Origin of the sequence: Trinickia diaoshuihuensis, from assembly GCF_003390925.1 — a bacterium.
Classification (GTDB): domain Bacteria; phylum Pseudomonadota; class Gammaproteobacteria; order Burkholderiales; family Burkholderiaceae; genus Trinickia; species Trinickia diaoshuihuensis.
Genome location: NZ_QUBS01000033.1, coordinates 23568 through 49618, shown reverse-complemented (window position 1 = coordinate 49618; position 26051 = coordinate 23568). Strand labels below are relative to the sequence as shown.

The 26051-nt window shown below is 66.1% G+C and carries 18 protein-coding genes; 8 read left to right on the top strand and 10 right to left on the bottom strand.

The features are described 5' to 3' along the window. Positions 1-11 precede the first annotated feature (11 nt). Positions 12-4247: a YhdP family protein gene (locus tag DXT59_RS09395; RefSeq protein WP_116136646.1), complete on the bottom strand. Its 4236-nt coding sequence runs from the start codon at positions 4245-4247 to the stop codon at positions 12-14. 200 nt (positions 4248-4447) lie between these two features. Here DXT59_RS09395 and glnE point away from each other — a divergent pair, with 200 nt between their 5' ends. Beyond that, positions 4448-7261 (top strand): bifunctional [glutamate--ammonia ligase]-adenylyl-L-tyrosine phosphorylase/[glutamate--ammonia-ligase] adenylyltransferase, encoded by a 2814-nt coding sequence (gene glnE / locus DXT59_RS09390; protein ID WP_116136645.1) that lies wholly within the window; start codon positions 4448-4450, stop codon positions 7259-7261. Between the two features lie 68 nt (positions 7262-7329). On the opposite strand, the gene recN is transcribed toward glnE, so the two are convergent. Both recN and DXT59_RS09380 read right to left on the bottom strand, forming a co-directional pair. Continuing rightward, on the bottom strand, positions 7330-8994 hold the full coding sequence (gene recN, locus DXT59_RS09385) for a DNA repair protein RecN (RefSeq protein ID WP_116136644.1): 1665 nt from the start codon (positions 8992-8994) through the stop codon (positions 7330-7332). Between the two features lie 56 nt (positions 8995-9050). Further along, positions 9051-9959: an NAD kinase gene (locus tag DXT59_RS09380; RefSeq protein WP_116136643.1), complete on the bottom strand. Its 909-nt coding sequence runs from the start codon at positions 9957-9959 to the stop codon at positions 9051-9053. Between the two features lie 261 nt (positions 9960-10220). Between DXT59_RS09380 and hrcA the strand changes: the two genes are divergently transcribed. The 7 genes from hrcA (at position 10221) to pabB (ending at position 19657) form a co-directional block, all read left to right on the top strand. Next, on the top strand, positions 10221-11240 hold the full coding sequence (gene hrcA / locus DXT59_RS09375) for a heat-inducible transcriptional repressor HrcA (RefSeq protein ID WP_116136642.1): 1020 nt from the start codon (positions 10221-10223) through the stop codon (positions 11238-11240). A 207-nt stretch (positions 11241-11447) separates the two neighbouring features. Next, the gene (hemH, locus tag DXT59_RS09370; RefSeq protein WP_116136767.1) at positions 11448-12515 is read left to right on the top strand and encodes a ferrochelatase; all 1068 of its coding nucleotides are present in this window, start codon (positions 11448-11450) and stop codon (positions 12513-12515) included. Between the two features lie 100 nt (positions 12516-12615). After that, entirely contained in the window at positions 12616-13023 is a 408-nt protein-coding gene (locus tag DXT59_RS09365; RefSeq protein ID WP_116136641.1) for an RNA-binding S4 domain-containing protein, read from the top strand. A 518-nt stretch (positions 13024-13541) separates the two neighbouring features. Then, on the top strand, positions 13542-14120 hold the full coding sequence (gene grpE, locus DXT59_RS09360; RefSeq protein WP_116136766.1) for a nucleotide exchange factor GrpE: 579 nt from the start codon (positions 13542-13544) through the stop codon (positions 14118-14120). Between the two features lie 138 nt (positions 14121-14258). Further along, a complete protein-coding gene (gene dnaK / locus DXT59_RS09355) occupies positions 14259-16211 on the top strand; it encodes a molecular chaperone DnaK (RefSeq protein WP_116136640.1) in 1953 nt (650 codons plus the stop codon). A 226-nt stretch (positions 16212-16437) separates the two neighbouring features. Next, positions 16438-17574, top strand: coding sequence for a molecular chaperone DnaJ (dnaJ, locus tag DXT59_RS09350; protein WP_116136639.1), 1137 nt, complete (start codon positions 16438-16440; stop codon positions 17572-17574). A 70-nt stretch (positions 17575-17644) separates the two neighbouring features. Further along, on the top strand, positions 17645-19657 hold the full coding sequence (gene pabB, locus DXT59_RS09345) for an aminodeoxychorismate synthase component I (protein WP_116136638.1): 2013 nt from the start codon (positions 17645-17647) through the stop codon (positions 19655-19657). Positions 19658-19718: 61 nt separating this feature from the next. Here pabB and panB read toward each other — a convergent pair whose 3' ends face one another. From panB to DXT59_RS09310, 7 genes are read right to left on the bottom strand one after another with little or no spacing between them, the layout of a single operon-like run. Beyond that, on the bottom strand, positions 19719-20534 hold the full coding sequence (gene panB, locus DXT59_RS09340) for a 3-methyl-2-oxobutanoate hydroxymethyltransferase (RefSeq protein ID WP_116136637.1): 816 nt from the start codon (positions 20532-20534) through the stop codon (positions 19719-19721). Between the two features lie 56 nt (positions 20535-20590). Beyond that, positions 20591-21274, bottom strand: a complete 684-nt coding sequence (locus tag DXT59_RS09335) for a deoxynucleoside kinase (protein ID WP_116136636.1) — start codon at positions 21272-21274, stop codon at positions 20591-20593. Further along, complete coding sequence (gene folK / locus DXT59_RS09330) at positions 21274-21885, bottom strand: 2-amino-4-hydroxy-6-hydroxymethyldihydropteridine diphosphokinase (RefSeq protein ID WP_116136635.1); 612 nt, start codon at positions 21883-21885, stop codon at positions 21274-21276. The genes DXT59_RS09335 and folK overlap by 1 nt, the downstream gene beginning before the upstream one ends. A gap of 55 nt (positions 21886-21940) precedes the next feature. Continuing rightward, entirely contained in the window at positions 21941-23506 is a 1566-nt protein-coding gene (pcnB, locus tag DXT59_RS09325; RefSeq protein ID WP_162878008.1) for a polynucleotide adenylyltransferase PcnB, read from the bottom strand. Continuing rightward, on the bottom strand, positions 23503-24189 hold the full coding sequence (locus DXT59_RS09320) for a histidinol-phosphatase (RefSeq protein WP_116136634.1): 687 nt from the start codon (positions 24187-24189) through the stop codon (positions 23503-23505). Before DXT59_RS09320 ends, pcnB begins: the two co-directional genes overlap by 4 nt. 11 nt (positions 24190-24200) lie before the next feature. Next, positions 24201-24944: a DnaA regulatory inactivator Hda gene (gene hda, locus DXT59_RS09315; RefSeq protein WP_205417394.1), complete on the bottom strand. Its 744-nt coding sequence runs from the start codon at positions 24942-24944 to the stop codon at positions 24201-24203. A 20-nt stretch (positions 24945-24964) separates the two neighbouring features. Further along, positions 24965-26041 (bottom strand): AI-2E family transporter, encoded by a 1077-nt coding sequence (locus DXT59_RS09310; RefSeq protein WP_116136632.1) that lies wholly within the window; start codon positions 26039-26041, stop codon positions 24965-24967. Positions 26042-26051 lie beyond the last annotated feature (10 nt).

Below are 26051 nucleotides of genomic sequence, written 5' to 3'. Positions count from 1 at the left end.
AGCCCGGTGCGCTACTTGTCCGTCGCCTCGGCCGGAGCAGCCATCTTACCCCGATCGGCCCCGACCCGCTCGACGCGCGGGTGGGACCACGATCCGGTGACCGAATAGTCGTGCGCGAACGCATGGGCGATCGATTGGGACAGCGCGACGTTGGCGACGAGGGCGCCCAGACCCAGCAGCGGATTGACGACGGTCGCCGCGATAACGGCCGAGCCCGCGGAAAGCGTCGGCGTGATCACGACGTGCAAGTCTTGCGTCTCTTGCGCGAGATCGACGGTGCCCGACAGATCGGCGCGCGCCGGCGCCGTGACGATGCGGAAATCGTCGGTTCGCGCGACGCCGTGGCGCACGCGGGCCGTGCCCGTCGCGCTTTTGAAGGGCAGCCCCTCGCCGATGACGTCCCGGAAATTTAAGGCCAGTACGCGCGTGATGCTTTGCAGGCTGAGCACGCCGAGCAGCTTGGCCACGGCCGGATCGACTCTCAGTATTTGACCGTGGTGCAGATCCATCGCGAGGTCGCCGTCGAGCGTGGGATAGTCGATCGCGGTGGGGCCGCCGCGCCAGAGCGCTTTACCCGTCAGCGAGCCAGAGCCGCCCTTTACCGTGCGCGGCAGGCCGAAGCGATCGAGCAGCGCACCGGCATCGGCCACGTCGAGCTTGAAATCGACGATCGTGCGGCGCGGCGTATCGGCATCGACATCGCCGCCGAGCCGGCGCGAGGTTCTCCAATTGGCTGTGGCAACGAGGTGAGCGGCCGGATTCGAAATGTCGAGCTTCTCGACCTGCCAGACGGGCACGCCGTCTTCCTCGAAGTTGCGCGCGTTGACGGCGAGGCGGCCGACGTCGTGGCCGCGCATCGTCAAATCGTCGATGACGAGATCGATCGCCGGGATCGGTGCGTTCGCGCTCGGCGTAAGCTGCCCGAGCAGATCATGCCCGACGGCCACGGGGATCGAAGCTTTGGTCAGCCGCGCGCGCAATTGACCCGCCGGCGCACCCGCTTCGCCAGGGCGCCAGGAGACGTTGCCGGCCACTTCGTCGGAAGCGAGATCGGCCTGCCAGTCCGGTGCGGCATGCGTCGCGTCGATGGCGACGTTCGACCATTGGCGGTTCATGAGCTTCAGCGTTTTGAAGCGGGCCGCGATGCGCGTCGGCAAGAACTGGGCAGCGCGCGACGGCGCATTCGAGGCGGGGCGCGGCTGACCGCGCTCGCCCGTTACCGGGCTGTCGGACGCCCGGTCCTGGCGCAATTCGCGAGCGAGGGCGCGCCAAGCATCGGCATCGAACGTGTCGGCATCGAGGGTCGCGGTCACGCCCTGCGGCGCCGGCTCGACCGCCTCGTTCAACGCGATGGCCCCGCTGACGACCGATATCGGCGCACTCCCGGCTGCGGGCGGGCTTCGTTTCACCACATAGGCGGCGCGCAGCGGGCCGAGTTGGACGTCGGCGCGTGCCCGGATCGTCTCGTTCGAGGCCGCCTGCGTGCGTTCGCCGGCGCCGAGCGGCTTCACGTCGAGCGAGAAGGGCATCGGCGTACCGAGCGGTTTGCCGAGCGGCGCCGGTAAATCCAAAGCCAGCCCGGTGAGGTCCGAGGTGGCCGATACGGTAGGCAGCCCTCCCTTGCGGCCGTGCACCGCGATCGAGTAGGGTGCCGTACCGTCTAAATGTGCGAGCAGTTTGGCGGCGGGGCCTTCGAGATCCAACCGGCGGGCGCTGTCGGCCGCGATCCGGCCCGTGATGTCGAAGCCATAGCGGCCGTCTTCGTGCAGCCCCCCGCCTGCCCGGATCTCTCCGCCGAGCCAGCGCCCCGCGACGTGTTCCAGAGAAATCGAGCTTTTGGTGAAGCGCACTTGGCCGCCGAGCGCTTCAAGGGGCGGCAACTGCGGCGCCGATAGGGTATCGCCGTTCAAGGTCACCGTGCCGGCAACCCCGACGTGCGGCTCCTTGTTGCGCGGCACCGTCAACGTCAGCGTGAGGCCTGCCGCGCCGCTCGCTCGCAGGTTCTCGCTCGCGTGTCCCGTCATGCCGGCCAGCGCGCTGTTGTTCACGTAGTCGAGCAGGTCGGCGAGCGGCCCGTGCGCCCGCCCGGCGATGACAAGCGGCGACTCACGATTGCCGAGATCGTCGATGTGCCCCGCGACCGGGGCGATCGCCACGCGCTTGTAGCGGCCGCGGTCAATGTCGAAACGCAGCTTGTTTTCCTTCAGCGTGAAGACGCCGTCGATGCCCTCCAGCGCGGGCCACAGGTCCGGCGTGCCGTTTTTGAGCTTCTTTTCGGGGTACGGTGAGGGATCGAACTTGCCCCCCGTGAACGGGGCCACGATGCGGAAAACGCCTGCTTGCGGTTCGCGCGAGTAGGGGAATTTGTCGAGGCCGCCACGCACTTCGATCGTCGCGTCGCGGGCCGTACCGTTTTGCAGACCGTGCCCGAGATAGTGGCGCAGGTGCTCACCGATGCTGGTCGGCAAATAACGCGGTATCGACGGCACCTTCGCCCGGGCGATCGTTGCTTTGAGATCGAGCTGGCCCCGTCCGTGGCCGGGGTTCGTATAGGTGGCCGCGACGGAGCCGGCGGTGTCTGCGTTCTCGAGACTGAGTTCGGGTACCGTCACCGAAAACGATTTATGCGGCTCGCCCGGTTCACGCGTTGGACTGACGGTCCAATTCCCGCGCATCCGCAGCCGGTCGAACGTCAATCGCGGATCGTCGAATTCGCCGGGAATCGTGACCGCCGCGTTGACCGTATCGAGCGCGATCGTGCCTTGCCGCTCGTCCGCATCGATATTGCCCCAGAGGTTTTCGAACCCTGGCAGGCCCGCGCGCGGGTGGCCGGCCGCGGACAAACCCGGCGGCGGCTCCTGGGCGGCGAAACTGATCCCTTGCAGATCGGCCTTGAAGCGATAGCGCACGACCGGCGCCGTGCCGGCGACGCGTTCCTCGCTGGCGGCGAGCGCATTTTCGGGCCGGGCGCGCTCGACCGCGATCGTGTAATTGGCGACCATCCCGCGCGGGTCGAAGCGAACGAGTTCGTCCAGGAAGCGGCGCGGTACCGGCAAGGCGCGCGTGAATTCGGCGAGGACGCCCAGATCGACGCGATCGCCCGAGACGCTCATCAATTGTCCATGCTCGATCGTCGGGACGCGGTAGCGCCCCGTGAGCGTCGCGAGTTGGAGCGTGCGCGACACGGGCGTGCCATCCGGCAGCGCCGGCTCGGCCAGCTCGGCGAGCAGATCGGTCAAGCGGATCCGGTAGTCGCGCTGGGCGTCGATTTGCACGGCCCAGCCAAAGCGCGCCACGGGCATGTCGAGACGCGGCTGGGTCGGCCGCACGCGCAAGGCGATGTCCGCCCCTTCCAGCCGGCCGTTCGCCGACCGGAAATGGCCGCCCGAGAAGCGCGCCCAGATCGCATTGTCGACACGGCCGGCGTAAGTGGCGATCGGCAACTTGAGGTAGCGGCCGAGCATCGGCAATTCGACGGGCCCCGTCGAAAGGTACGCTTGGCCTGTCCAGTTCTCGGGCTTGCCGATCGACATGAGCGGGATATGACGAAAGCGCGCGCGCAAGTCGAGCGGTCCCTTGAGCAAGGTGCCCTCGGCCGGCGCTTGCAGCGCGACGCGGTGCGAGAGCCCCTCGTTCAGTATCGCGATGCGCACGTCGTGGAGCGCGAGTTCCGGCGCGCCCTGCAGGGCGTCGCGCCAACGCAGCGTGCCTGCGCGCACGACGATCGCCTGCTGCGACAGCAGCCAAGTCGAGAACGTATCGTTGCCGGTATGTGTCGTCGGCACCTGGATGGCGCCGACCCAAAGCGTGCCGTCGGCCCGGCGCTCGGTCAGTACGTCGGGGTGGTCTATCACGAGGCTGCCCAATACGGGCTTGCCTTTCAGCAGCGAGCGCCACGATAGCGTGCCGGTGGCGTGCGGCACCGACAGCGCCCGGTTGCCTTGGCGATCTCGAATGACGAGGTCGGTGATGTCGACCCCGGGTTCGAACCCCGACCAGTGGGACGCCAGCTTGCCGATGCGCAAATCCGCGTGCAAGCGCTTGGTGACAAGTGCCTCGATGCGTGGGCGAAAATCGTCGATGCGCGGCAGGACGACGTAGCGCAGCCCGATAAAAAGGGCGGCAACTAAAAAGTAGACGAGAAAGGCGACGGCCAGCGCGAACTTCAATATTCGACGTAGGCGTCGGTGTTCGTGAGGCGCTTGTCCGGCAACGGCGGCTTCGGCGGATTCCTTGCTGTCGGACATACTGCGGCGGCGAATCGGGGATGTGGTAGTTTGGTGTCTCGGACGACGAAATGTATCACAGCGGCCTGCCGTCCCTGCGTGGGCGCGTCCGCCGCCCGCCGGGCTTGGCGCCCGGGTCGCGGGCGCCGGCATGGAGCCGCCGCAAGCCGTGCTCGTTCGCGGCTGCCGTTACTGTTGCAACAAGCGAGCCACGCCTATTCATGACTGACGCCGCACTGCTGAGTTCCGCCTATTCTTCCTATGCCGCCCGGGCGATTGCCGCGCGTCCCGAGCTGGCGGCGCGCATCGCCGCCTGGGCCGAGGCGCCGATCACGCGAGAGCGGATCGATACGCGTCTGCGCGAACTGATTGCCGAGCATCGCCGGCGCGAAGGCGTGGCTGAGGATGCGCCGGTCAGCGAAGATGCGCTGCGCGGCGCCTTGCGCCGGTTGCGCACCGAGGTTTTTTGCGCGGTCATGGAGCGCGATTTGGCCGGACGGGCCGAGGTCGCCGAGGTGACGGCGACGATGACCGATTTGGCCGAGGCCGCGATCCAGCGGGCGATCGACGTCCTTTCCCGGGAATTGGAAGCGCTATACGGCGAACCGCGCGGGGCGGACGGCGATCGCCTGACCCTCGGCGTGGTCGGTATGGGCAAGCTCGGCGGCCGGGAGTTGAACGTTTCATCCGATATCGATCTCATCTTCGTGTACGAGGATGACGGCGAAACCGCGGGCGGGAGCCGCGCCGCCATTTCGACGCAGGAGTTCTTCACCCGGCTCGGCCGCCGGCTGATCGGCGCATTGGCCGAGGCGACGGCCGACGGCTATGTGTTTCGCGTCGATATGCGACTGCGCCCGAACGGCGACTCGGGGCCGCTCGTATGCAGCCTCGGCATGTTGGAGGAGTACTTCTACGTGCAAGGGCGCGAATGGGAACGCTACGCCTGGATCAAGGGCCGGCTCGTGTCCGAGCAAGCGAGCGAAGCGGCGCGGCGCCTTGCCGGGCAGCTCGAAGCGCTCGTCAAGCCGTTCGTCTATCGGCGCTATCTCGACTTCGGCGTCATCGACGCCATCCGTTCGCTGCACCGGCAAATCCGTGACGAAGCGCAGCGCCGCGCGACGATGCGGCCCGAGAAGGCCGACGACATCAAGCTCGGGCGCGGCGGTATCCGCGAGATCGAGTTCAGCGCGCAGGTGTTCCAATTGATCCGCGGCGGTCAAGATGCGGGCTTCCGGATCCGGCCGACGCTCGCCGTCCTGCGGCACGCGGCGGCGCGCGGGTTGATCGCGCCGTCCGTTTGCGCGGAACTCTCGAACGCCTATCGCTTTCTGCGCGCGCTCGAGCACCGGCTTCAGTATCGCAACGATGCGCAAACTCACGCGCTGCCCGTCGATGCCGCGGAGCGCGCGCGGCTCGCCGCCACGCTGGGCTTTTCCGATTTCGCCGGGCTCGCGGCCGTGCTCGATGATCATCGAGAGCGGGTCGAGGCGCAATTCGACCAAATCTTCGCCGACAAAGCCGGTGCGCACGGGCAAGGCGGGGGCAACGGCGGGACGGGATCGGTGCGGGCCGGCGAGGTGTGGGATTGCGCCCTCGAAGACGATGCGGCGGACGAACAAACGATCGCGCGCTTGAGCGCGGCCGGCTTCGACGATGCCGGCGAGGTGCATGCGCGTTTGAGCGCGGTGCGCCGTTCGGCGCGCTATCAAGGACTCCCGGAGCGCAATCGCGAGCGTTTCGACACGATCGCGGCCCGGGCGCTGGACGCCGTGGCGGCGATGGAGCCTCGCGCCAAGCGCGCCGCGACGCTTGCCCGGATGATCGATTTGCTCGAAGCCGTGGGCCGCCGCGGCGCCTACCTTGCGCTGCTCAACGAATATCCGGCGGCGCTCGAACGCGTGCTCGACGTCTTGGCCGGATCGCGCTGGGCTGCCGGTTATTTGATCCGTCACCCGCAGTTGCTCGACGAACTGCTCGACGACGAGGCGATCGGCAGTCCCTTCGATTGGCCGGAATTCAGGGCATCGCTGCGTTCGCGTCTGGCCGCGGCCGACGGCGTGGAGCAACAAATGGACTTGCTGCGCCATGCGCACCAGGCCGAGGTCTTCCGGATTTTGCTGCTCGACCTCGCGGGCCGGTTGACCGTGGAGCAGGTGAGCGATCGCTTATCGGAACTGGCCGATTCGGTTCTCGACGTCACGCTCGACGCGGTTTGGCAGCAACTGCCCAAGCGTCATCGCGACGTGCCGCGCGTGGCGGTGATCGCCTACGGCAAATTGGGCGGCAAGGAGCTCGGCTATGCGTCCGATCTCGACTTGATCTTTCTGTACGACGACCCCGACGACGCGGCCGCCGACATCTACTCGACCTTTACGCGCCGGCTCATTACCTGGCTGACGACGGCGACCGGCGCCGGCACGCTGTTCGATATCGACTTGCGGCTTCGGCCGAATGGCGAATCGGGTTTGCTGATCACCGACCTCGGGGCGTTCCGGCGCTATCAGTTGCGCGAGGGCGACGCGGCCAATACGGCTTGGGTGTGGGAGCATCAGGCGCTCACGCGCGCGCGCTTTTGCGCGGGCGATGCGCGGATCGGGCGCGAGTTCGAGGACATTCGTCATCGTGTGCTGACGACGCCTCGCGAAAGCGGACCGCTCGCGGCGGAGATCGTGGCGATGCGCGAGCGCGTGGCGGCCGGTCATCCAAACCGCGGCGAGCTTTTCGACGTCAAGCACGATCGCGGCGGCATGGTCGATATCGAGTTCGTCGTTCAGTACTGGGTTCTGCTGCATGCGGCGCACGACTCCGAACTGATCCGCAACACGGGCAATATCGCACTTTTGCGCGAGGTGGCGCGCTTCGGGCTCATGAGTGCCGATGAAGCGGAGGCCGTCGGTGCGGCTTATCGAACCTATCGGAAGCTGCAGCATCAATTGCGGCTCGACGGCATGGAAAAAGCCTGCGTGCCGCATGAGCGCGTCGCGCGGGAGCGCGAGACGGTGCTGGGGCTCTGGCGGCGCGTGTTCGGATAGGGCAAGGGCGGCGCCACCGTGGCTCGGGCGCGGTACCGCGCCGCCGGCACGCCGTCCTCCCTCTTTTATTAGGCTGCCAGCATTTCCTTGGCGTGGCGGCGTGTCGTCGCCGTGATCTCCAGCCCGCCCAGCATGCGGGCGACTTCCTCGATACGGCTCGCGTGATCGAGCGCGACGACGGTCGAGAGCGTCGTGCCGTTCGAGCCCGAAGCCTTCGCCACTTGGAAGTGATGGTCGCCGCGCGCGGCGACTTGCGGCAAGTGCGTCACGCAAAGCACCTGCCGCTGGCGTCCCAGTTGATGGAGCAGACGGCCGACGACTTCCGCCACGCCGCCGCCGATCCCCGTATCGACTTCGTCGAAGATCAGCGTGGGCGTGGGGCTCGCGGCGCTCGCGATGACGGCCAGCGCGAGGCTGATCCGGGCCAGTTCGCCCCCGGATGCGACTTTGGCCAGCGGCCGCAGCGGCACCCCGGCGTGGCCCGCGACGCGGAATTCGACCTGCTCGAGGCCGTGGGCGCCGCCTTCGGCAAGCGGCACGAGCGCCACTTCGAAGCTGCCGCCGGCCATCGACAATTCCTGCATGCCCGTCGTGACCGCCGCGCCCAGCGCTTTGGCCGCCTTCGCGCGCGCTTTCGACAACTGCTTGGCCTCGGTCATATAGGCTTGCCGCGCTTTTTCGACCGCGGTCGTGAGGGCATCGAGGTCGGCGGCGGCATCGAGCGCCGCGAGCTGCGCGCGGCGGGCCTCGTGCTCTTGCGGCAGCGTTTCGGGCGGCAGGCGGAATTTGCGTGCCAGCGAGTGCAGGGCGTCTAGACGCTGCTCGACTTGTGCGAGCCGGTCCGGGTCGAGTTCGAGCCGCTGCGCATAGTGCGTAAGCGAGTAAGCGCCTTCGCGCAACTGAATTTCGGCCGGTTCGAGCGCGGCGAGCGCATCGCCGAGTTGCGGGTCGATTTCAGCGAGATCGCGCAGCTTCGAAATAATCGAGCCGAGCTGGCCGATCATCGCCTCGTCGGCTTCCGAGAGCGCGTCCAGCGCGCCGCGCACCCCCTCGATGAGGTTGGCCGAATGGGCGAGGCGGCGATGCTCGCTGCTAATTTCCTCCCACTCGCCCGGCTGCGGCGCCAGCTTGTCCAGTTCGGTGAGTTGCCAGGCGAGGCGCTCGCGTTCGAGCTGCAATTCTCGATCGCGCGAGCTGGCCGTCTCCAGCGCTTGCTGGGCGTCGCGCCACGCGCGATGGGCGCGGGCCACTCCGGCCGCGAGCGCCGTCAGACCCGAATGGGTATCGAACAGCGTGCGCTGGGCGTCAGGCCGCATGAGTAGCTGGTGCGCATGCTGGCCGTGAATGTCGACGAGCATCTCGCCGACCTCGCGCAACTGGGTCAGCGTGGCCGGCGTGCCGTTGATGAAGGCGCGCGAGCGCCCGTTCGCGTCGACGACGCGGCGCAGCAGTACACGGCTCTCGCCGGCGGGCTCCTCGCCGCCGAGCGCATGCGCGTCGAGCCACTGGGCCACGTGCGGGCCGGCATCGAATTCGGCGGTGAGGTCGGCGCGCGTCGCGCCCGTGCGAACGACGTCGGCGTCGGCGCGCGCGCCTAGCGTGAGCGCGAGCGCGTCGATGAGAATCGATTTGCCTGCGCCGGTTTCGCCGGAAAACACGGTAAAGCCGCGATCGAATTCTAAATCGAGCGCGGCGACGATCACGAAGTCGCGTATCGAGAGGTGGCGGAGCATGGGTATCGTATTAACGGCGTTTCGTGCGGGTCCGGCAACTAGGGCGGCCCGCCGGGTTACGTGGCCTGGGCATCGCCCTGCTCGTCCGAGGGGTGCTCGTTCCAGTGCAGCTTTTGCCGCAACGTCGCATAGTAGCTGTAGCCGACCGGGTGCAGGAAGGGCACCGTATGCCGCGAGCGGCGCACCTCGATCGTGTCGTTCAATTTGACCGCGGTGAACGATTGCATGTCGAAATTCACGTTGACGTCGCGCCCGCCGATGATCTGAATGCTCACATTCGAGTCGTCGGGCAGCACGATCGGCCGGTTCGACAGCGCGTGCGGGGCGATCGGCACCAGCACGACGCCTTGCAGTTGCGGATGCAGAATCGGTCCTTGCGACGACAGCGCATAGGCCGTCGAGCCCGTGGGCGTGGCGACGATGAGCCCGTCCGAGCGCTGGATATACATGAAGCGCCCGTCAACCGATACCCGCAGCTCGGCCATCCCCGAAAAGCCGCTCCGGTTCACGACGACGTCGTTGAACGCGAGCGCGTGGTAGATGGGCTCGCCCTCGCGCATGATGCGCGCCTCGAGCAGCGTGCGCTCCTCGCGCTCGAAACTGCCCGCCAGCATTTGGGATACGCGCTGGCTCATCTCGGAGATCGGGATGTCGGTGATGAAGCCGAGGCGCCCCTGGTTCACGCCGATGAGCGGGGTGCGGTACGGCGCCAGTTGCCGGCCGATCCCGAGCATCGTCCCGTCGCCGCCGAGCACGACGGCTACGTCGGCGCGCGCCCCGATCTCGGCGGGCGTCAGCGCGGGATAGCCCGTGACGCCGATGTCCCGGGCTGTCTCGGCCTCGAACACGACTTGAAAGCCGCGCTTCTCGATGCAGGTGGCGAGCGCCGTCAGCGGCTCACCGATGCCTGGCGTATTGCTGCGACCCACGAGGGCCACGGTCTTGAATTGGCTGCCAATTTCCATGCCGGCATTACACCATAGGTGGGTGTCGAAAAGAACCGTCGTCGTGGTTTGTCCTGGCGCGGCGCCGCGGCTCACCTCGTCCCGCCGGGCCGATTTGTCGCTAGAATGACGATGTCCCGATAAGACGCCGGCGGCCAGGCGCGCCCGTCGCCGGCACCGTGTCGCGTGTGACCGGCGTGCTCGTCACGCCGTGCGCATGCGAACGCTCGAGCGCTGCCCTGCGCTCGCGGGGGGCACGTTGTTTGGCTAAAATTTTGCGTCATGCTAGAACCCCGCGCACAAACTCTCCTCAAAACGCTGATCGAGCGCTATATCGCCGAAGGCCAGCCTGTCGGCTCGCGCACGCTGTCGCGCTACTCGGGGCTCGAGTTGAGCCCCGCGACGATCCGCAACGTGATGTCGGATCTCGAGGAGCTGGGGCTGGTCGCGAGTCCCCATACGTCGGCCGGCCGGATCCCGACGCCGCGCGGCTACCGGCTGTTCGTCGACACGATGCTGACCGTCGAGCCGATTCAGGACGACGAGGCCGTGGAGCGGGCCGTGCGCAAGACGTTGAAGCCGGGCGAGCCGCAGAAGGTCGTTGCCGCCGCGGCGAGCGTCCTGTCCAATCTGTCGCAGTTCGCGGGCGTCGTGATGACGCCGCGCCGCAGCCATGTGTTCAAGCAGATCGAGTTCATGCGGTTGTCGGACAAGCGTATCTTGCTCATCATCGTGACGCCGGAAGGCGACGTGCAGAACCGCATGATGGCGACCCAGCGCGACTACACGCCGTCGCAACTGATCGAGGCGTCGAACTATATCAATGCGCATTTCGGCGGGCTCTCGTTCGACGAGGTGCGCCGGCGGCTGCGCGAGGAAATCGACCAGTTGCGCGGCGACATGACGGCGCTGATGCACGCGGCCGTCACCGCCAGCACCGAGGAGAGCGACGAAAGCGAGACCGTACTGATCTCGGGCGAGCGCAATTTGCTCGAGGTGGCGGACCTCTCGTCCGACATGGCGCGCCTGCGCAAGCTGTTCGACGTATTCGATCAAAAGACGAGCCTCCTTCAATTGCTCGATGTGTCGAGCCACGCGCAAGGCGTGCAGATCTTCATCGGCGGCGAATCCACGCTCGTGCCGATCGAACAGATGAGCGTCGTGACGGCGCCCTACGAGGTGAACGGCAAGATCGTCGGCACCCTCGGCGTGATCGGACCGACGCGGATGGCATACAACCGCGTCATTCCGATCGTCGACATTACCGCGCGCCTACTTTCGACGGCGCTGAGCCAGCCTTGAACGGGCCGAGACCGGCCTCCCACCCGCGCCGCTCCGGCCTTCGGCTGCCGTGACCGTCATCGTGCCCGCGATCCCGGGCGCGCGCCATTGGCCGAACGGCCGATTCGGCGCCGTGCGGGCCCCCGCTATAATGACCCTCACGTCAACCTAAGCGGCGCAGGCTTCGTGCCGCGCTCAAGCCTCGCCCTCGGGCGCTTCCTATTGCTCATGCGTTTCGATCTCGAGTTGCCGTCGCAGCCCGCCGCCTCGCATCGCGTCGCGGTGTTGCTGATCAATCTCGGCACACCCGACGCGCCGACCCCGCGCGCCGTGCGCCGCTACCTGGCGCAGTTCCTGTCCGATCCGCGCGTCGTCGAAATTCCGGCCCTCCTCTGGCAGCCGCTGCTGCGCGGGTTGATCTTGCCCTTGCGCGGCCGTTCGTCGGCAAAGAAATACGCCTCGGTCTGGATGCCCGAGGGCTCGCCGTTGCGCGTGCACACCGAAAAGCAAACGGAGGCGCTGCGCCAGTTGCTGCATGCGAACGGCTACCGGGTGCTAGTCGATTACGCGATGCGCTACGGCACGCCCGGCATCGGCGCAATGCTCGGCCAACTGAAGCTCGCGGGCGCCGAGCGCGTGTTGCTGATGCCGATGTATCCGCAATATTCGTCGTCCACGACGGCAACGGCGTTCGACGCCGCGTTCGCCGCGCTGGCCCGGATGCGCAATCAACTCGAAGTGCGCACGGTGCGTCACTACGCCGACCACCCGGCCTATATCGCGGCACTGGCCGAACAAGTCCGGCGTTACTGGGCGGCGCACGGTCAGCCCGATTTCGCGGCCGGCGACAAGCTCGTGCTCAGTTTCCATGGCGTGCCCAAACGCACGCTCGATCTCGGCGATCCCTACCACGATCAGTGCCGCACCACGGCCGCGCTGCTGATGGCGACGCTCGGCCTCACGCCCACCGAATGCCGCGTGACGTTTCAGTCGCGCTTCGGCCGCGCGGAATGGCTGCAACCCTATACGGCGCCGACGCTGCGCGAACTGGGCGCCGCGGGCGTACGGCGGGCCGACGTGTTCTGCCCCGGCTTCACGGCGGATTGCCTCGAAACGATCGAGGAGATCGGTCTCGAGGTGCGCGACGAGTTTCTCCATGCCGGCGGGAAGGAATTTCATCGAATCGCCTGTCTGAACGCGTCGCAGGCGTGGATCGCGGCGCTCGGCGAAATCGTCGCGCAGCAACTGCAAGGCTGGCCGGTGCTTGAAAGCGTGCCGGCGGGCGCCCCCGCGTGAACGGGCGGACGGTACGCTCGCGGGCGCGCCGGCTCGGGCAGGGTCGTTGCGTGCGTCGCTATCTGGGCTGCGCTCCTTCGATTTCCAAGGCAATGCTGCGATGAACTACAAGATTTCGACCGAACCGGGTGCGCGCATGCGTATCGACAAGTGGCTCTGGGCCGCCCGGTTTTTCAAAACGCGCTCGCTGGCGGCCGACGCCGTCGAAAAAGGGCGCGTGCGCATCGGCGGTGCGGCCGTCAAGCCCGCCAAGGAAGTTCGCGTCGGCGATTTGGTCGCGGTCGAGATCGAGCGAACCGTCTGGGAAATTCAGGTCCTGGGCGTCTGCGACGTGCGCGGGCCGGCGAGCGTGGCGCAAACGCTGTATGCCGAGACGGCCGAGAGCCGGGTCAAGCGGGAGGCCGAAGCGGAGCGGCGCCGGACCTACCGGGAGCCCGCGGCCGGGCTGCAGGGACGACCCACGAAACGCGACCGGCGCGTCATCGACAAGCTTTCGGGTGGGGACTAAACAGCGAATCGAACGCCGCGTGCGCGCCCCCGTATTCCGTCGTGCAGTCGGTCACTGCGCCGGATAAGCAGATGGTCGTGGTTCCCGCGACGAGTACCAGAGCGACCACCGCGATGGCAAAGGTCAGTTTCACGGTACTCCCTCACGCGGAGAAAGACGCTACGGACGCAAGCGGTCGGATGGGTATGGCGGCGGCGTTCGGAGCCCGGTGTGGCCGGACGCGAAACGCATGAAGTCAGTTTAGGGCAAACCACGATGGCGCTCAACGCCGTTTTGACGGAAGCGCCGTAAGCGTTGTTACCGTTCGTTTCGAGGTTTGCGCCTTGGGGTGCAAAAAATGGGCGGTCAAGGGGTTGAAAGGCCTCCGGTCGCCCCCATTTGCCCCGCGACGCGCGATGGCAACGTCGTTTTTCGGCAACGGCTCGCGAGCGTCGGCCGCTCTGTTGCCTGGCGGTCCGGCGGATGCCGCGTCGGCCAGCCATCGCATCGATTTCACTTTTTGGACGATTTTCAGCGACATGGAAAATACGCAAGACAATTCGGCCAGCCAGCAACCGCAAACCCCGGAACAAGCCGCTCAGCAAGGCGCGGCCGAGAACGCGGCGGCGCAAGCGGCCGCGGGCCAGGCTCAGCAGCCCGGCGCCGCGGGTGCCGACCCGCTCGCCGAGGCTCAGGCGAAGATTACGGAACTGAACGAGAGCTACTTGCGCGCCAAAGCCGAGACCGAAAACGTCCGCCGTCGCGCCGCCGAGGACGTGAGCAAGGCCCGCAAGTTCGCGATCGAAGGTTTTGCCGAACATCTGCTGCCGGTGCTCGATAGCCTCGAAGCCGCGCTCGCGGATACGTCGGGCGATCCCGCCAAGCTGCGCGAAGGCGTCGAGCTGACGTTGCGCCAGCTCGCGAGCGCCATGGAAAAGGGCCGCGTCGTGGCGGTCAACCCGGTGGGCGAAAAATTCGATCCGCACCGCCACCAAGCCATTTCGATGGTACCGGCCGAGCAAGAGCCGAACACGGTCGTCTCGGTGCTGCAAAAGGGCTACGTCATCGCCGATCGAGTCTTGCGTCCCGCGCTCGTGACCGTTGCACAGCCGAAGTAACGCGCCGCGGCCGTTCGGCACGGTCTTGAAAACGGTGCGTCAGCACACATGTTGAGTGCAGGTTTGAATTGAGCGGGCGGTTGCACAAAAGATGCGCCGCTGCGTCGAAGCGATCGAATATTTCGGAGATCAGGAAAAATGGGCAAGATTATCGGCATCGACCTCGGCACCACGAACTCGTGCGTGGCGTTGATGGAAGGCAATCAGGTGAAAGTGATCGAGAACTCGGAGGGCGCGCGTACGACCCCCTCGATCATCGCCTACATGGACGACAACGAGATTCTCGTCGGCGCGCCGGCTAAGCGCCAGTCGGTGACGAACCCGAAGAACACGCTGTTCGCGGTCAAGCGCCTGATCGGCCGCCGCTTCGAGGAAAAGGAAGTCCAAAAGGACATCGGCTTGATGCCCTACAAGATCATCAAGGCCGACAACGGCGACGCCTGGGTCGAGGCGCATGGCCAAAAGCTCGCGCCGCCGCAGATTTCCGCGGAAGTGCTGCGCAAGATGAAGAAGACGGCCGAGGATTACCTGGGCGAACCCGTCACCGAAGCCGTGATCACGGTGCCGGCCTACTTCAACGACAGCCAGCGTCAAGCCACGAAGGACGCGGGCCGCATTGCGGGCCTGGAAGTCAAGCGGATCATCAACGAACCGACGGCGGCCGCGCTGGCGTTCGGCTTGGACAAGGCCGAAAAGGGCGACCGCAAGATCGCCGTGTATGACCTCGGCGGCGGCACGTTCGACGTCTCGATTATCGAGATCGCCGACGTCGACGGTGAAATGCAGTTCGAGGTACTCTCGACGAACGGCGATACGTTCCTCGGCGGCGAAGACTTCGACCAGCGCATCATCGATTACATCATCGGCGAGTTCAAGAAGGAGCAGGGCGTCGATCTGTCGAAGGACGTGCTCGCGCTGCAACGTCTGAAGGAAGCGGCCGAAAAGGCGAAGATCGAGTTGTCGTCGAGCCAGCAGACCGAAATCAATCTGCCGTACATCACGGCGGATGCGTCGGGTCCGAAGCACTTGAACCTGAAGATCACGCGCGCCAAGCTCGAGGCGCTCGTCGAAGACCTGATCGCGCGCACGGTCGAGCCGTGCCGCATCGCGATCAAGGATGCCGGCGTGAAGGTGGGCGATATCGACGACGTGATCCTCGTCGGCGGTATGACGCGTATGCCGAAGGTGCAAGACACGGTGAAGGAGTTCTTCGGCAAGGAGCCGCGCCGTGACGTGAACCCGGACGAAGCCGTGGCGGTGGGCGCCGCGATTCAAGGGCAAGTGCTCTCGGGCGAACGCAAGGACGTGCTGCTGCTCGACGTGACGCCGCTTTCGCTCGGCATCGAAACGCTCGGCGGCGTGATGACGAAGATGATCAACAAGAACACGACGATCCCGACGAAGCACTCGCAAGTGTATTCGACGGCGGACGATAACCAATCGGCCGTGACGATCAAGGTGTTCCAAGGCGAACGCGAGATGGCCGCCGGCAATAAGCTGCTGGGCGAATTCAACCTCGAAGGGATCCCGCCGGCGCCGCGCGGCGTGCCGCAAATCGAGGTGACGTTCGACATCGACGCGAACGGTATCTTGCACGTGGGCGCGAAGGACAAGGCGACGGGCAAGGAAAACAAGATCACCATCAAGGCGAACTCGGGCTTGTCGGAAGCCGAGATCGAGAAGATGGTGAAGGATGCCGAGGCGAACGCCGAGGAAGATCACCGTTTGCGCGAATTGGCCGATGCCCGCAACCAAGGCGATGCGCTCGTGCACAGCACGAAGAAGGCCTTGACGGAGTACGGCGAGAAGATCGACGCTTCCGAAAAGGAAAAGATCGAGTCGGCGTTGAAGGACCTCGAGGAATCGCTCAAGAGCAGCTCGGCCGATAAGGCCGCGCTCGAAGCGAAGATCGAAGCGCTTGCCACCGCGTCGCAAAAGCTCGGCGAGAAGATGTACGCCGACATGCAGGCTCAAGGCGCCGCGGGTGCGGCTGCCGGCGGCGCGTCGGCCGGTGCGAGCGCCGGCCAAGGCACGAGCAAGCCCGAGGACGACGTGGTGGATGCCGAGTTCAAGGAAGTGAAGAAGGACTAACCGACGGTTGCGTTCTCGCGCCGTGAAGCGGCCGGCGTTTCTCGCGAAACGACCGGCCGAATCGACGCCTGGCGGGCCTTCGGGTTCTCCGGGCACATTTGTTTTATGGAGGGCGGGACGCTTGGCCGGTTGATGCGGGCCTCGCGGCGCCTGTCTAACGAGTCGCAAGACTCCACAGTATGCGAAAGGAGCGGTCGCGCGACACGCGCGAACCGGCGGTGAACCGATGGCGAAACGGGATTACTACGAGGTTCTGGGCGTTGCCAAGAATGCGAGCGACGACGAGATCAAGAAGGCGTATCGCAAGCTCGCGATGAAGTACCACCCCGACCGCAACCCCGACAACAAGAATGCCGAGGAGCGTTTCAAAGAGGCGAAGGAAGCCTATGAAATGCTCTCGGACGCGCAAAAGCGCGCGGCCTACGACCAGTACGGCCATGCCGGCGTCGATCCGAACATGGCCGGGGCCGCCGGCGCCCAAGGTTTCGGCGGTTTCGCCGATGCGTTCGGCGATATCTTCGGCGACATCTTCGGGCAGGCGGCCGGCGGCGCGGGCCGTGGACGCGCGGGTCCGCAGGTGTATCGCGGCGCCGACTTGCGCTACAGCATGGAAATCACGCTCGAGCAAGCCGCGCACGGCTGCGAGACGCAGATCCGCGTGCCGAGCTGGGTCTCGTGCGAGATCTGCCATGGTTCGGGCGCCAAGCCGGGTACGAAGCCCGAAACGTGTCCGACCTGTAACGGCTCGGGTGCCGTGCGCATGTCGCAAGGCTTTTTCAGCATCCAGCAGACGTGTCCCAAGTGTCACGGCAGCGGCACCTATATCCCCGATCCGTGCTTGAACTGCCACGGCGCGGGCAAGGTGAAGGAAACGAAGACGCTCGAGGTCAAGATTCCGGCCGGGATCGACGACGGCATGCGCATCCGCTCGTCGGGCAACGGCGAGCCGGGCGTCAACGGCGGGCCGCCGGGAGATTTGTACGTCGAGATCCATATCAAGGCGCATACCGTCTTCGAGCGCGATGGCGACGATCTGCACTGCCAAATGCCGATTCCGTTCACGACGGCGGCGCTCGGCGGCGAGATCGAAGTGCCGACGCTCGCGGGCCGCGCGACGTTCACCGTGCCCGAGGGAACGCAGTCGGGCAAGACGTTCCGCTTGCGCGGCAAGGGTATCAAGGGCTTGCGCTCGAGCGTACCTGGCGATTTGTACGTGCACGTGCAAGTCGAGACGCCCGTCAAGCTCACCGACACGCAACGCGATCTGCTCAAGCAATTCGAGAAGTCGCTCGTGGAGGGCGGGCCGCGGCATAGCCCGCAAAGCAAGAGCTGGTTCGACCGCGTGAAGAGCTTTTTCGATTGATCGGCCGGCGGGCCGATCGGCCGCGCGTTCCGTGTGAACTGCCGCGCGGGCGCGCCGACGGACAACGTAAATGAACGTAGAAGAGCGCGGCGCGCCTTTTGTGCTGCTCGACGACTGCGAGGCGAGCGCGGCGACGCCGACGAGCCGCCTCTATACGGGCTTCGTGCGCGAGCATGTGTGCGCGGACGCGGCAATGCTCGATGCGGTATGCGCCGAACTCGAGCGCGATATGCGCGCGGGATTGCATGCGGTCGTGCTTGGCGAATACGAGTTCGGACGAGATCTGGAGTTCGGTCAGCGGCGCTCGCTTTCGGCAGCGCGGCCAGCCATTCATTTCACGCAGCGCGGCGGTGACGCCCCGCTGCGTTTTTTATTGTTCGCGCGGTGCGAGCGATGCTCGCGCGAACAGGTCGACGCGTGGCTGGCCGAACTCGATGGCGGTTTGCAGGGGTCGTCGAGCAGCGCCGACGAGACGGCCGCACTCGCGCCGCCATCCGTCGCGAGCGCGGTCAACGTGGTCGAGAGCGTGACGCGCGACGCGTTCGTCGAAGCGATCGCGGCCGTACACGAAGCCTTGCGCGCCGGCGAATCCTACCAAATCAATTACACCTATCGGCTTGGCTTCGACGCGTTCGGTTCGCCGATCGGCCTGTATCGGCGCTTACGTGCGCGGCAGCCGGTCCGGTATGGCGCGCTCGTCGCGTTGCCGGGCGATCAGTGGGTGCTCTCGTGCTCGCCCGAGCTTTTCGTGGAAAAGAACGGGGAGCGCTTGCGTACCCGGCCGATGAAGGGAACGACGGCGCGCGGCGCGTCGCCCGAGGACGACGCCCGGGCGGCGGACTTCTTGCGCACGGATCCTAAGAATCGGGCCGAGAATCTCATGATCGTCGACCTGCTGCGCAACGACTTGTCGCGCGTGGCGAAGACGGGCTCGGTGTGCGTGCCCGCGCTCTTTTCGGTGGAGCCCTATCCTTCGATTTGGGCGATGACTTCGACGATCGAGGCCGAGTTGCGCGAGCGCACGTCGTTCGCCGATATCCTGCGTGCGCTCTTTCCATGCGGCTCGATCACCGGCGCGCCGAAGCACCGGACCATGCAGCTCATCGATCAAATCGAGACGACGCCGCGCGGGCTCTATACGGGCATGATCGGCTGGATAGACGCGCCGCCGCCCGCCCGGAGCGATGACGATCGGGAAGGCGACGTTCATACGCCGGTATGCGGCGATTTTTGCCTATCGGTGGCGATCCGCACATTGACGCTCGATGCGCCTACAGGTGCCGGCGGTACGCGGCGTGGAACGATGGGTGTGGGCGGCGGCATCGTGCTCGATAGCGTGGCGCTCGACGAGTATGCCGAGTGCCGGCTCAAGGCGAAGTTCCTAACGGATGCGGATCCGGGCCTGCAATTGTTCGAGACGATGCATGCGACGCGAGCGGACGGCGTTCGCTATCTCGAGCGGCATCTCGCTCGCCTTGGCGCGAGTGCCGCCGAACTGGGCTTCGCGTTCGATGCGGCGGCGCTGCGCGCGCGGCTCGCCGAGCATTGCGGGCAATTGGCGGCAGGCGTTGCGCACCGTGTGCGGCTCGCGCTGAGCAAGGGTGGCCAGGCGGAGATCGTCGGCGGGCCGCTCGGTCCGGTGCCCCGCCTCGCCGATGCGGGCCGCGAGCAAGATGCCGATGCCCCCGTCGGCGTGATACTCGCCGCGGAGCACGGCTTCGCGCCGATGCGCCGAATCGACTACTTGCTGCGTCACAAGACGACCTCGCGCGCCGAGTACGACCGCGCATGGCGACTCGCCGAAACGTTCGGCGCCTTCGATGCGCTGTTCTTCAACGAGCGAGGCGAGCTGACCGAGGGCGGCCGCTCGAACGTCTTCGTCAAGCTCGATGGACGCTGGTACACGCCGCCGCTCTCGGCGGGCTTGCTGCCCGGCATCATGCGGCAAGTGCTGCTCGAGGACGCGGCGATGGGCGCGCGCGAGCGGACGCTAACGCAAGCCGATTTGCAAAGCGCGCAAGCCGTCATCGTGTGCAATGCGCTGCGCGGCGCTTTGCCGGCGCGGATTATGAGAAACGCATAAAGCCGGGCCTGTTCCTCCTCGGCGCCGTTGCCGATGCCGAGACGGCGCCCCGCGTCTTTTATTAGAAGATGTGCTCGGGTCCGGGAAACGAGCCGTCCTTCACGGCCTTCACATAAGCCTCGATGGCGGCGCCGATGCTGGGCGCACCCGCCATGAAGTCCTTGACGAAGCGAGCCGGCTTGCCGGGGAAGACCCCGAGCATGTCGTGCAAGACGAGCACTTGGCCCGAACAATCGACGCCGGCGCCGATGCCGATCGTCGGGATCGCGACGGCGCGCGTCACCTCGCCGGCCACGGCGGCCGGAATCGCTTCGAGCACGATCAGTTGCGCCCCCGCGTTTTGCACCGCGAGCGCATCGCGCAGCAATTGCTGCGCGCCTTCCTCGGTCTTGCCTTGCACCTTGAAGCCGCCGAACGCGTGCACCGATTGCGGCGTGAGCCCAAGGTGCGCGCATACCGGCACCGACCGTTCGACGAGGAAACGGATCGTCTCGGCCAGCCATTCGCCGCCTTCGAGCTTCACCATTTGCGCGCCCGCCCGCATCAATTCGACGGCGCTCGCGAACGCATCGGCGGGCGTCCCATAGGTACCGAACGGCAGGTCGGCGACGATGAGGCCGCGCGGTTGCACACGCGCGACGCAGGCGGTGTGATAGGCGATGTCGGCGAGCGTCACGGGCAGCGTGGTGCTTTGGCCTTGAATGACATTGCCGAGCGAATCGCCGATCAACTGCACGTCCACGCCGGCACGATCGAGCAGGGCGGCGAAGCTCGCGTCGTAGCAGGTCAGCATCGTGATTTTTTCGCCCGCCTCGCGCATCGCTTGCAGTTTCGGCACTGTAATCTTCGGCCGGTTGGATTCCTGCAAATAGGTCATCGAAGGTCTCGCATTCAGAAAGGAAAATTAGCGCGAGCGCGCTGCCGGAGCGGATATTAAAGCGCTTTGACGAAGCTTGCCTTGCGCCCGCGCATGGTCTCGATGTGCTCGAGCAGCAGGGCGAAATCCGCGTCGGAGTCCAGCAGATCGAGGTGCTCGGTATTGACGGTCAGCACGGGGCTGTCGTCATAGTGATAGAAAAACTGGTCGTAAGCGTCGCCGAGCTCGCGCAGATACGCTTCCGTGATGCGCGCCTCGTCGGCTCGGGCGCGCTTGTGAACGCGCGAGAGCAACGTCGGCGGGCTCGCCTGCAGATGGATGACGAGGTCCGGGACAGGCGCATCGCCGAGCGCGATGCGCCCCACGAGCGCTTCGTAAAGGCGCCACTCGTCGTCATCGAGCGTGAGTCGCGCGAAGATGCCGCTTTTTTGCGCGATGAAATCGGTAACGACCGCGCCGCCGTGCGCCAGGATATCGGCCGTTTGCCCGGCTTCTTGCGCGCGCTGTATCGCAAATTGAAGTTCGGTCGACAATGCGTAGCGCGGCATGTCGCCGTAAAAGCGGGCGAGAAACGGATTGTCCTCCGGCTTCTCGAGGAGCGGACGCATCGGCCAACGCTCGGCCAGCCGCTGCACGAGCGATGTCTTGCCGACCCCGATCGGGCCCTCGACGGCGATGTAGCGATGCGGGGCGCGCAAATCGGGCGCCGTCACCGTCACGGGCGGGGCATTGGACGGCATCAAGAGTGACCGCCATGGGTGGCGGCCGACGCTTCCGAGGCCGCCGCGTCGCCGGACGCGGCGCGATCCTTGCCGCACGCGCCCACGGCCTTTTTCGCCGCCCTCGCCAGCGCGTCGGCCACGGGGCAGCAGCAGGTCTTCACTTTTTCGATGCGTTGGTCGGCGACGCCCGGCAGCAACGCTTCGGCCCGGCCATGACCGGGGATGACGATCTCGGGGTCGATTTCGACCAACGGCACGAGCACGAAGGCGCGCTGGTGGGCGCGCGGATGCGGGATGACGAGATCGGGCTCGTCCATGCGCGCATCGCCGTACAGAACGATATCGAGATCGAGCGTCCGCGGCGCGTTGCGAAAGGGGCGCTCGCGGCCGAAATGATGCTCGATCCGATGACAGAGGGCGAGCAGGGCCGGCGCGCTGAGCGACGTTTCGAGCTTGACGACCAAATTGTAGTAATCGTCGCCGCCGGCATCGATCGGCGCGGTGCGGTACAAGCTCGATTTCGCAAGCACGGTGATGGCATGCTGCTGGGCGAGGCAGACGACCGCATCCTTCAGGGATTGGCGAGCATCCCCTAGGTTCGCGCCTAGACCGAGATAAGCAACCGTCATGGCATGGCTTCCTACGACTTCCTGACTTGGCGTACGGCGGCAATGCGCCGCCCGTTCAGTCTTCTTGCGAGCTCGGCGCGTCCAGCGTGTCGGCGCTCTCGCCTTCACCGCTCTTGCGACTGCGCCCACCGCGGCGGCGCCGCTTGCGCGGTCCGCGTTCGCGGCCGCCTTGCGACAACAGCGTCTCGCGCTCGGCGGGGGTGCCTTCTAGGAAGGATGTCCACCACGCGCCGATCGCGGGATCGAGTTCGCCCGATTCGCACCGTAACAGGAGGAAATCATAACCCGCTCTAAATCTTTGGTGTTCGATGAGCTTCAGCGGGCTGCGGCCGGAGCGTTTTTCGAGGCGCGCCTGCAATCCCCAAATCTCGCGCATGTCGGCCGAGAACCGCTTGTGGATCGCCAGCTTCTCGGTTTGCATCTCGAGCACGTCGTCCATCGCGTGGTGGAGCGCGGGGACCGGAAACTCGCCGTTCGCTTCATATTGCTGCGCACGCTGCTGAACATCGTGCCAGAGCAGCGTCGCGAATAGGAACCCGGGCGAGACGCCTTTGCCGGCTCTCACACGCGCATCGGTGCTGTTCAGCGCGAGTGTGATGAACGATTCGCCGTGCGGCTGCTCCAGCACGACGTCGAGCAGCGGCAGCAAGCCGTGATGCAGGCCGTGCTTGCGCAATTGCTTGAGGCACGCCAACGCATGGCCCGACAGCAGCAGCTTGAGCATCTCGTCGAACAGACGCGCGGCCGGCACGTTATGGATGAGATCTGCCAGCGGCTCGATCGGGGCGCGCGTGGCTTCCTCGATCTCGAACCCGAGCTTGGCCGCGAATCGCACGACGCGCAGCATCCGGACCGGATCCTCGCGATAGCGCGTGGCGGGATCGCCGATCATCCGCAGCAGGCGCGCGCGTACGTCGCCCATGCCGTTGTGATAATCGAGAACCGTCTGCGTCGCCGGGTCGTAATACATCGCGTTGATCGTGAAGTCGCGCCGGGTCGCGTCTTCGTGTTGCTCGCCCCAGACGTTGTCGCGCAGCACGCGCCCGCTCGCATCGACGGCGTGCGTGCGCCGGTCGAGTTCGTCGCGGCGCAGGCGCTTGGGTGTGGCATCCTCCGAGGGCGCTTCCTTCGGGGCATCCACCAAGGCGCGGAACGTGGAGACCTCGATGATCTCCTGCCCGAACTGCACGTGTACGATCTGGAAGCGCCGGCCGATCAACCGAGCCCGGCGGAACAAACGCTGGACCTGTTCGGGGGTCGCGTCCGTGGCGACGTCGAAATCCTTCGGCGCGATACCGAGCAGCAGGTCGCGCACGGCGCCGCCCACGATGAATGCGCGGTAGCCGGCCTGCTGCAACGTGTCGGTGACTCGCACGGCGTTGCGCGAGATCAGCGACGGATCGATGCCATGAACGTCGGACGACAAGATCACGGGCGCATCGGGCCCCGGCGCGCTCGCGCGTTTCTCGGGCCGCGCCTTCTTGCGGCGCGGCTTCGGCGCCGTTTCGTCGTCGGTGGCGGCGTCGGTCCAGACGGCCTCTTCGGCAAGGGAGTCGTCCCTCGCGGGCGCGGCCGTATCCGTATCTTGGCCGAGCAGCTTGCGGATGAGTTTCTTGATCACGACGGTTGGAAGAGATCGAGGATGCGCCAGCCCTTCGCTTGCGCATGCGCGCGCAGCGTGGCGTCGGGATTGGTCGCGATCGGATCGGTGACCTTCTCGAGCAGCGGGATGTCGTTATGCGAATCGCTGTAAAAGTAGCTATGTTCGAAGTCGGCCCAACGTTTGCCGAGCGAGGCGAGCCACGACTCGACGCGCACGATCTTGCCCTCGCGATAGCTGGGCGTGCCCGTGCCGCGTCCCGTGAACGGCGAGTTCGGCTGGCCGTCCACCGTTTCGACTTCGCATGCGATCAGCATCGGTACGCCGAACGCATCGGCGATCGGACGCGTGATGAATTCGTTCGTCGCCGTGACGATGCAGCACAAGTCGCCCTTGTCCTGATGTTCGCGCACGAGCTCGAACGCAACGGGGGTGAGGGCGGGCTTGATCACCTCGTGCATGAACTGCTCGTGCCACGCGGCCAGTTCGGCGCGCGAGCGATGGGCGAGCGGCGCGAGGATCGTCTCGAGATACGCGTGGATGTCGAGCTGGCCGCGCTTGTAGTCGGCGTAGAAGCGATCGATGTCACGCAAATAGGTGTCGGCATTGACAATGCCGAGCTTCACGATGAAGCGACCCCATTCGTGGTCGCTGTCGGTCGGGATGAGCGTGTGATCGAGGTCGAAGAGTGCGAGATTCGTCATGAGTGCGCATTTTACTTGAAGCGGCTCGCCGCGGCCGGCGAGCCTTCGGGTGGGGCGTCGTCGGCCGGCAACGCGAGCATCGTGCGTAGCAACGGCAGCGTGATGGCGCGTTTTTGCTCGAGCGAGAAACGGTCGAGCGCATCGAGCAGCGCCATGAGGCTCGGCATATCGCGCCGGAAGTGCGTCAGCAGGTAGGCGGGCACGTCGTCGGCCAGTGCGATACCGCGCTCCTTGGCCGCGTGTTTGAGCACGGCGCTCTTGCGCTCGTCGGGCAGTGGGGCGAGGTGAAAGACGAGGCCCCAGCCGAGGCGCGTGCGCAGGTCCTCGCGCACGGCGAGCCCGAGCGGCGCGGCGTTGCCCGTGGCGACGAGCGCGCTCGTCGGATGCGCGCGCACCTCGTTGAACAAATTGAACAGCGCGATCTGCTGCGCGCCCGAGAGCTTGTCGCAGTCGTCGACGGCATAGATCGCGACGGCCGGATCGAACGTGAACGCCGTGAGCGCGCTTTGCGGGCCGAGAAACGAGGCGCGGCCCGGCGCGGCGCTATGCACGAGCGCGGAGAGCAAATGGCTGCGGCCGCTGCCGCTCTCGCCCCAGACGTAGAACGTGCGATCGGCGAGCGGGCCCGCCGCCAGCGCGCCTTCGAGCTCGGCAAGTCGCGCGACGAGTTCCGCGTTGGCGCCCGCGAAGAAGTTTTCGAACGTCGACGGCGGCGGCGTGCCGAGGTCGAGCGTCAATTGGCGATGCACAGTCACGATGTGAGAAACCGGAACGATCAATTCTTATAAAGCGTGCTCGCGAGGTAGCCGCGCCGTACTTCGCGCAGTGCGGTCGACAAGATGGCGCTGACGGGGAGCGCGAGCAGTACCCCGAAAAAACCGAACAACTGGCCGAACGCGAGCAAGGCGAAGATGACCGCGAGCGGATGCAGGCCGATGCGCTCGCCGACGAGGCGCGGCGTGAGAAACAGGCTCTCGAGGATTTGCCCGATCCCGTAGACGATCGCCACGGCGACGAAACCGTACACGGAGCCGAACTGCAACAGCGCCGCCAGCAGCGCAAGCGCGAGGCCCGTCGCGAAACCGGCGTAGGGAATGAACACGGCCAGCCCCGTGAAGATGCCGATCGGCAAGGCGATCTCGAAGCCCGCGACCGTGAGGGCGATGCCGTAGTAGGCGGCGAGTACGCCCATCACGAGCAATTGACCGCGCAAGTACTGCGAGAGCGTGCGATCCATCTCGACGGCAAGCTCGAGCGTCTTGGGCAGCCAGCGCCGGGGCACGATCGAGGCGAGGCGCGCGAGCATCGTATTCCAATCGTAGAGGAGGTAATAGAGCACGAGCGGCACCATGACGCCGTCGCCGATCAAGGTGATCATGACGTTGCCGCTCGTGCGCAGCGACTTCCACGCCGCCAGCGCGACCGTTTCGGCGCTGCCTTCGAGCTTGGCCGTGAGCATGTCGCGCAAGCTCGAGAAATCGAAGATGTCGCCGTAGCCGAGCGCGGCCATTTTAGGCTGTAGCCAATCGTGCAGATGCGAGAACAGGCCGGGAATCTGCGCCTTGAGCTGGGGCCCTTCCTTTTGCACGACCGCCAAGACGAGCAGCGCCAGCAGCGAGACGATCAGCGCGAACACGAGCATCATCAAGAGCGCGGCGATCCCGCGCGGAACGCGGTGACGGACGAGCCAGGCGACGCCGGGCTGCAGGATGTAGGCCAGGATCGCGCCGAGCAGGAACGGCGTGAGAACGGGGCTGAGCAGCCATAGCAAGACGCCTAGGCCGAGCGCGACCGCGCTCCAGAACAAGGCCTGGCGTTGGTAGGGCGTGAGAATCGGTGAATTCTGCGACAAAGGCGTATCC

Bases quoted from the DNA above. Each gene is read 5' to 3' on its own strand.
- DXT59_RS09395 (WP_116136646.1), bottom strand. From the start codon at position 4,247: ATGTCCGACAGCAAGGAATCCGCCGAAGCCGCCGTTGCCGGACAAGCG.
- glnE (WP_116136645.1), top strand. From the start codon at position 4,448: ATGACTGACGCCGCACTGCTGAGTTCCGCCTATTCTTCCTATGCCGCC.
- recN (WP_116136644.1), bottom strand. From the start codon at position 8,994: ATGCTCCGCCACCTCTCGATACGCGACTTCGTGATCGTCGCCGCGCTC.
- DXT59_RS09380 (WP_116136643.1), bottom strand. From the start codon at position 9,959: ATGGAAATTGGCAGCCAATTCAAGACCGTGGCCCTCGTGGGTCGCAGC.
- hrcA (WP_116136642.1), top strand. From the start codon at position 10,221: ATGCTAGAACCCCGCGCACAAACTCTCCTCAAAACGCTGATCGAGCGC.
- hemH (WP_116136767.1), top strand. From the start codon at position 11,448: ATGCGTTTCGATCTCGAGTTGCCGTCGCAGCCCGCCGCCTCGCATCGC.
- DXT59_RS09365 (WP_116136641.1), top strand. From the start codon at position 12,616: ATGAACTACAAGATTTCGACCGAACCGGGTGCGCGCATGCGTATCGAC.
- grpE (WP_116136766.1), top strand. From the start codon at position 13,542: ATGGAAAATACGCAAGACAATTCGGCCAGCCAGCAACCGCAAACCCCG.
- dnaK (WP_116136640.1), top strand. From the start codon at position 14,259: ATGGGCAAGATTATCGGCATCGACCTCGGCACCACGAACTCGTGCGTG.
- dnaJ (WP_116136639.1), top strand. From the start codon at position 16,438: ATGGCGAAACGGGATTACTACGAGGTTCTGGGCGTTGCCAAGAATGCG.
- pabB (WP_116136638.1), top strand. From the start codon at position 17,645: ATGAACGTAGAAGAGCGCGGCGCGCCTTTTGTGCTGCTCGACGACTGC.
- panB (WP_116136637.1), bottom strand. From the start codon at position 20,534: ATGACCTATTTGCAGGAATCCAACCGGCCGAAGATTACAGTGCCGAAA.
- DXT59_RS09335 (WP_116136636.1), bottom strand. From the start codon at position 21,274: ATGCCGTCCAATGCCCCGCCCGTGACGGTGACGGCGCCCGATTTGCGC.
- folK (WP_116136635.1), bottom strand. From the start codon at position 21,885: ATGACGGTTGCTTATCTCGGTCTAGGCGCGAACCTAGGGGATGCTCGC.
- DXT59_RS09320 (WP_116136634.1), bottom strand. From the start codon at position 24,189: ATGACGAATCTCGCACTCTTCGACCTCGATCACACGCTCATCCCGACC.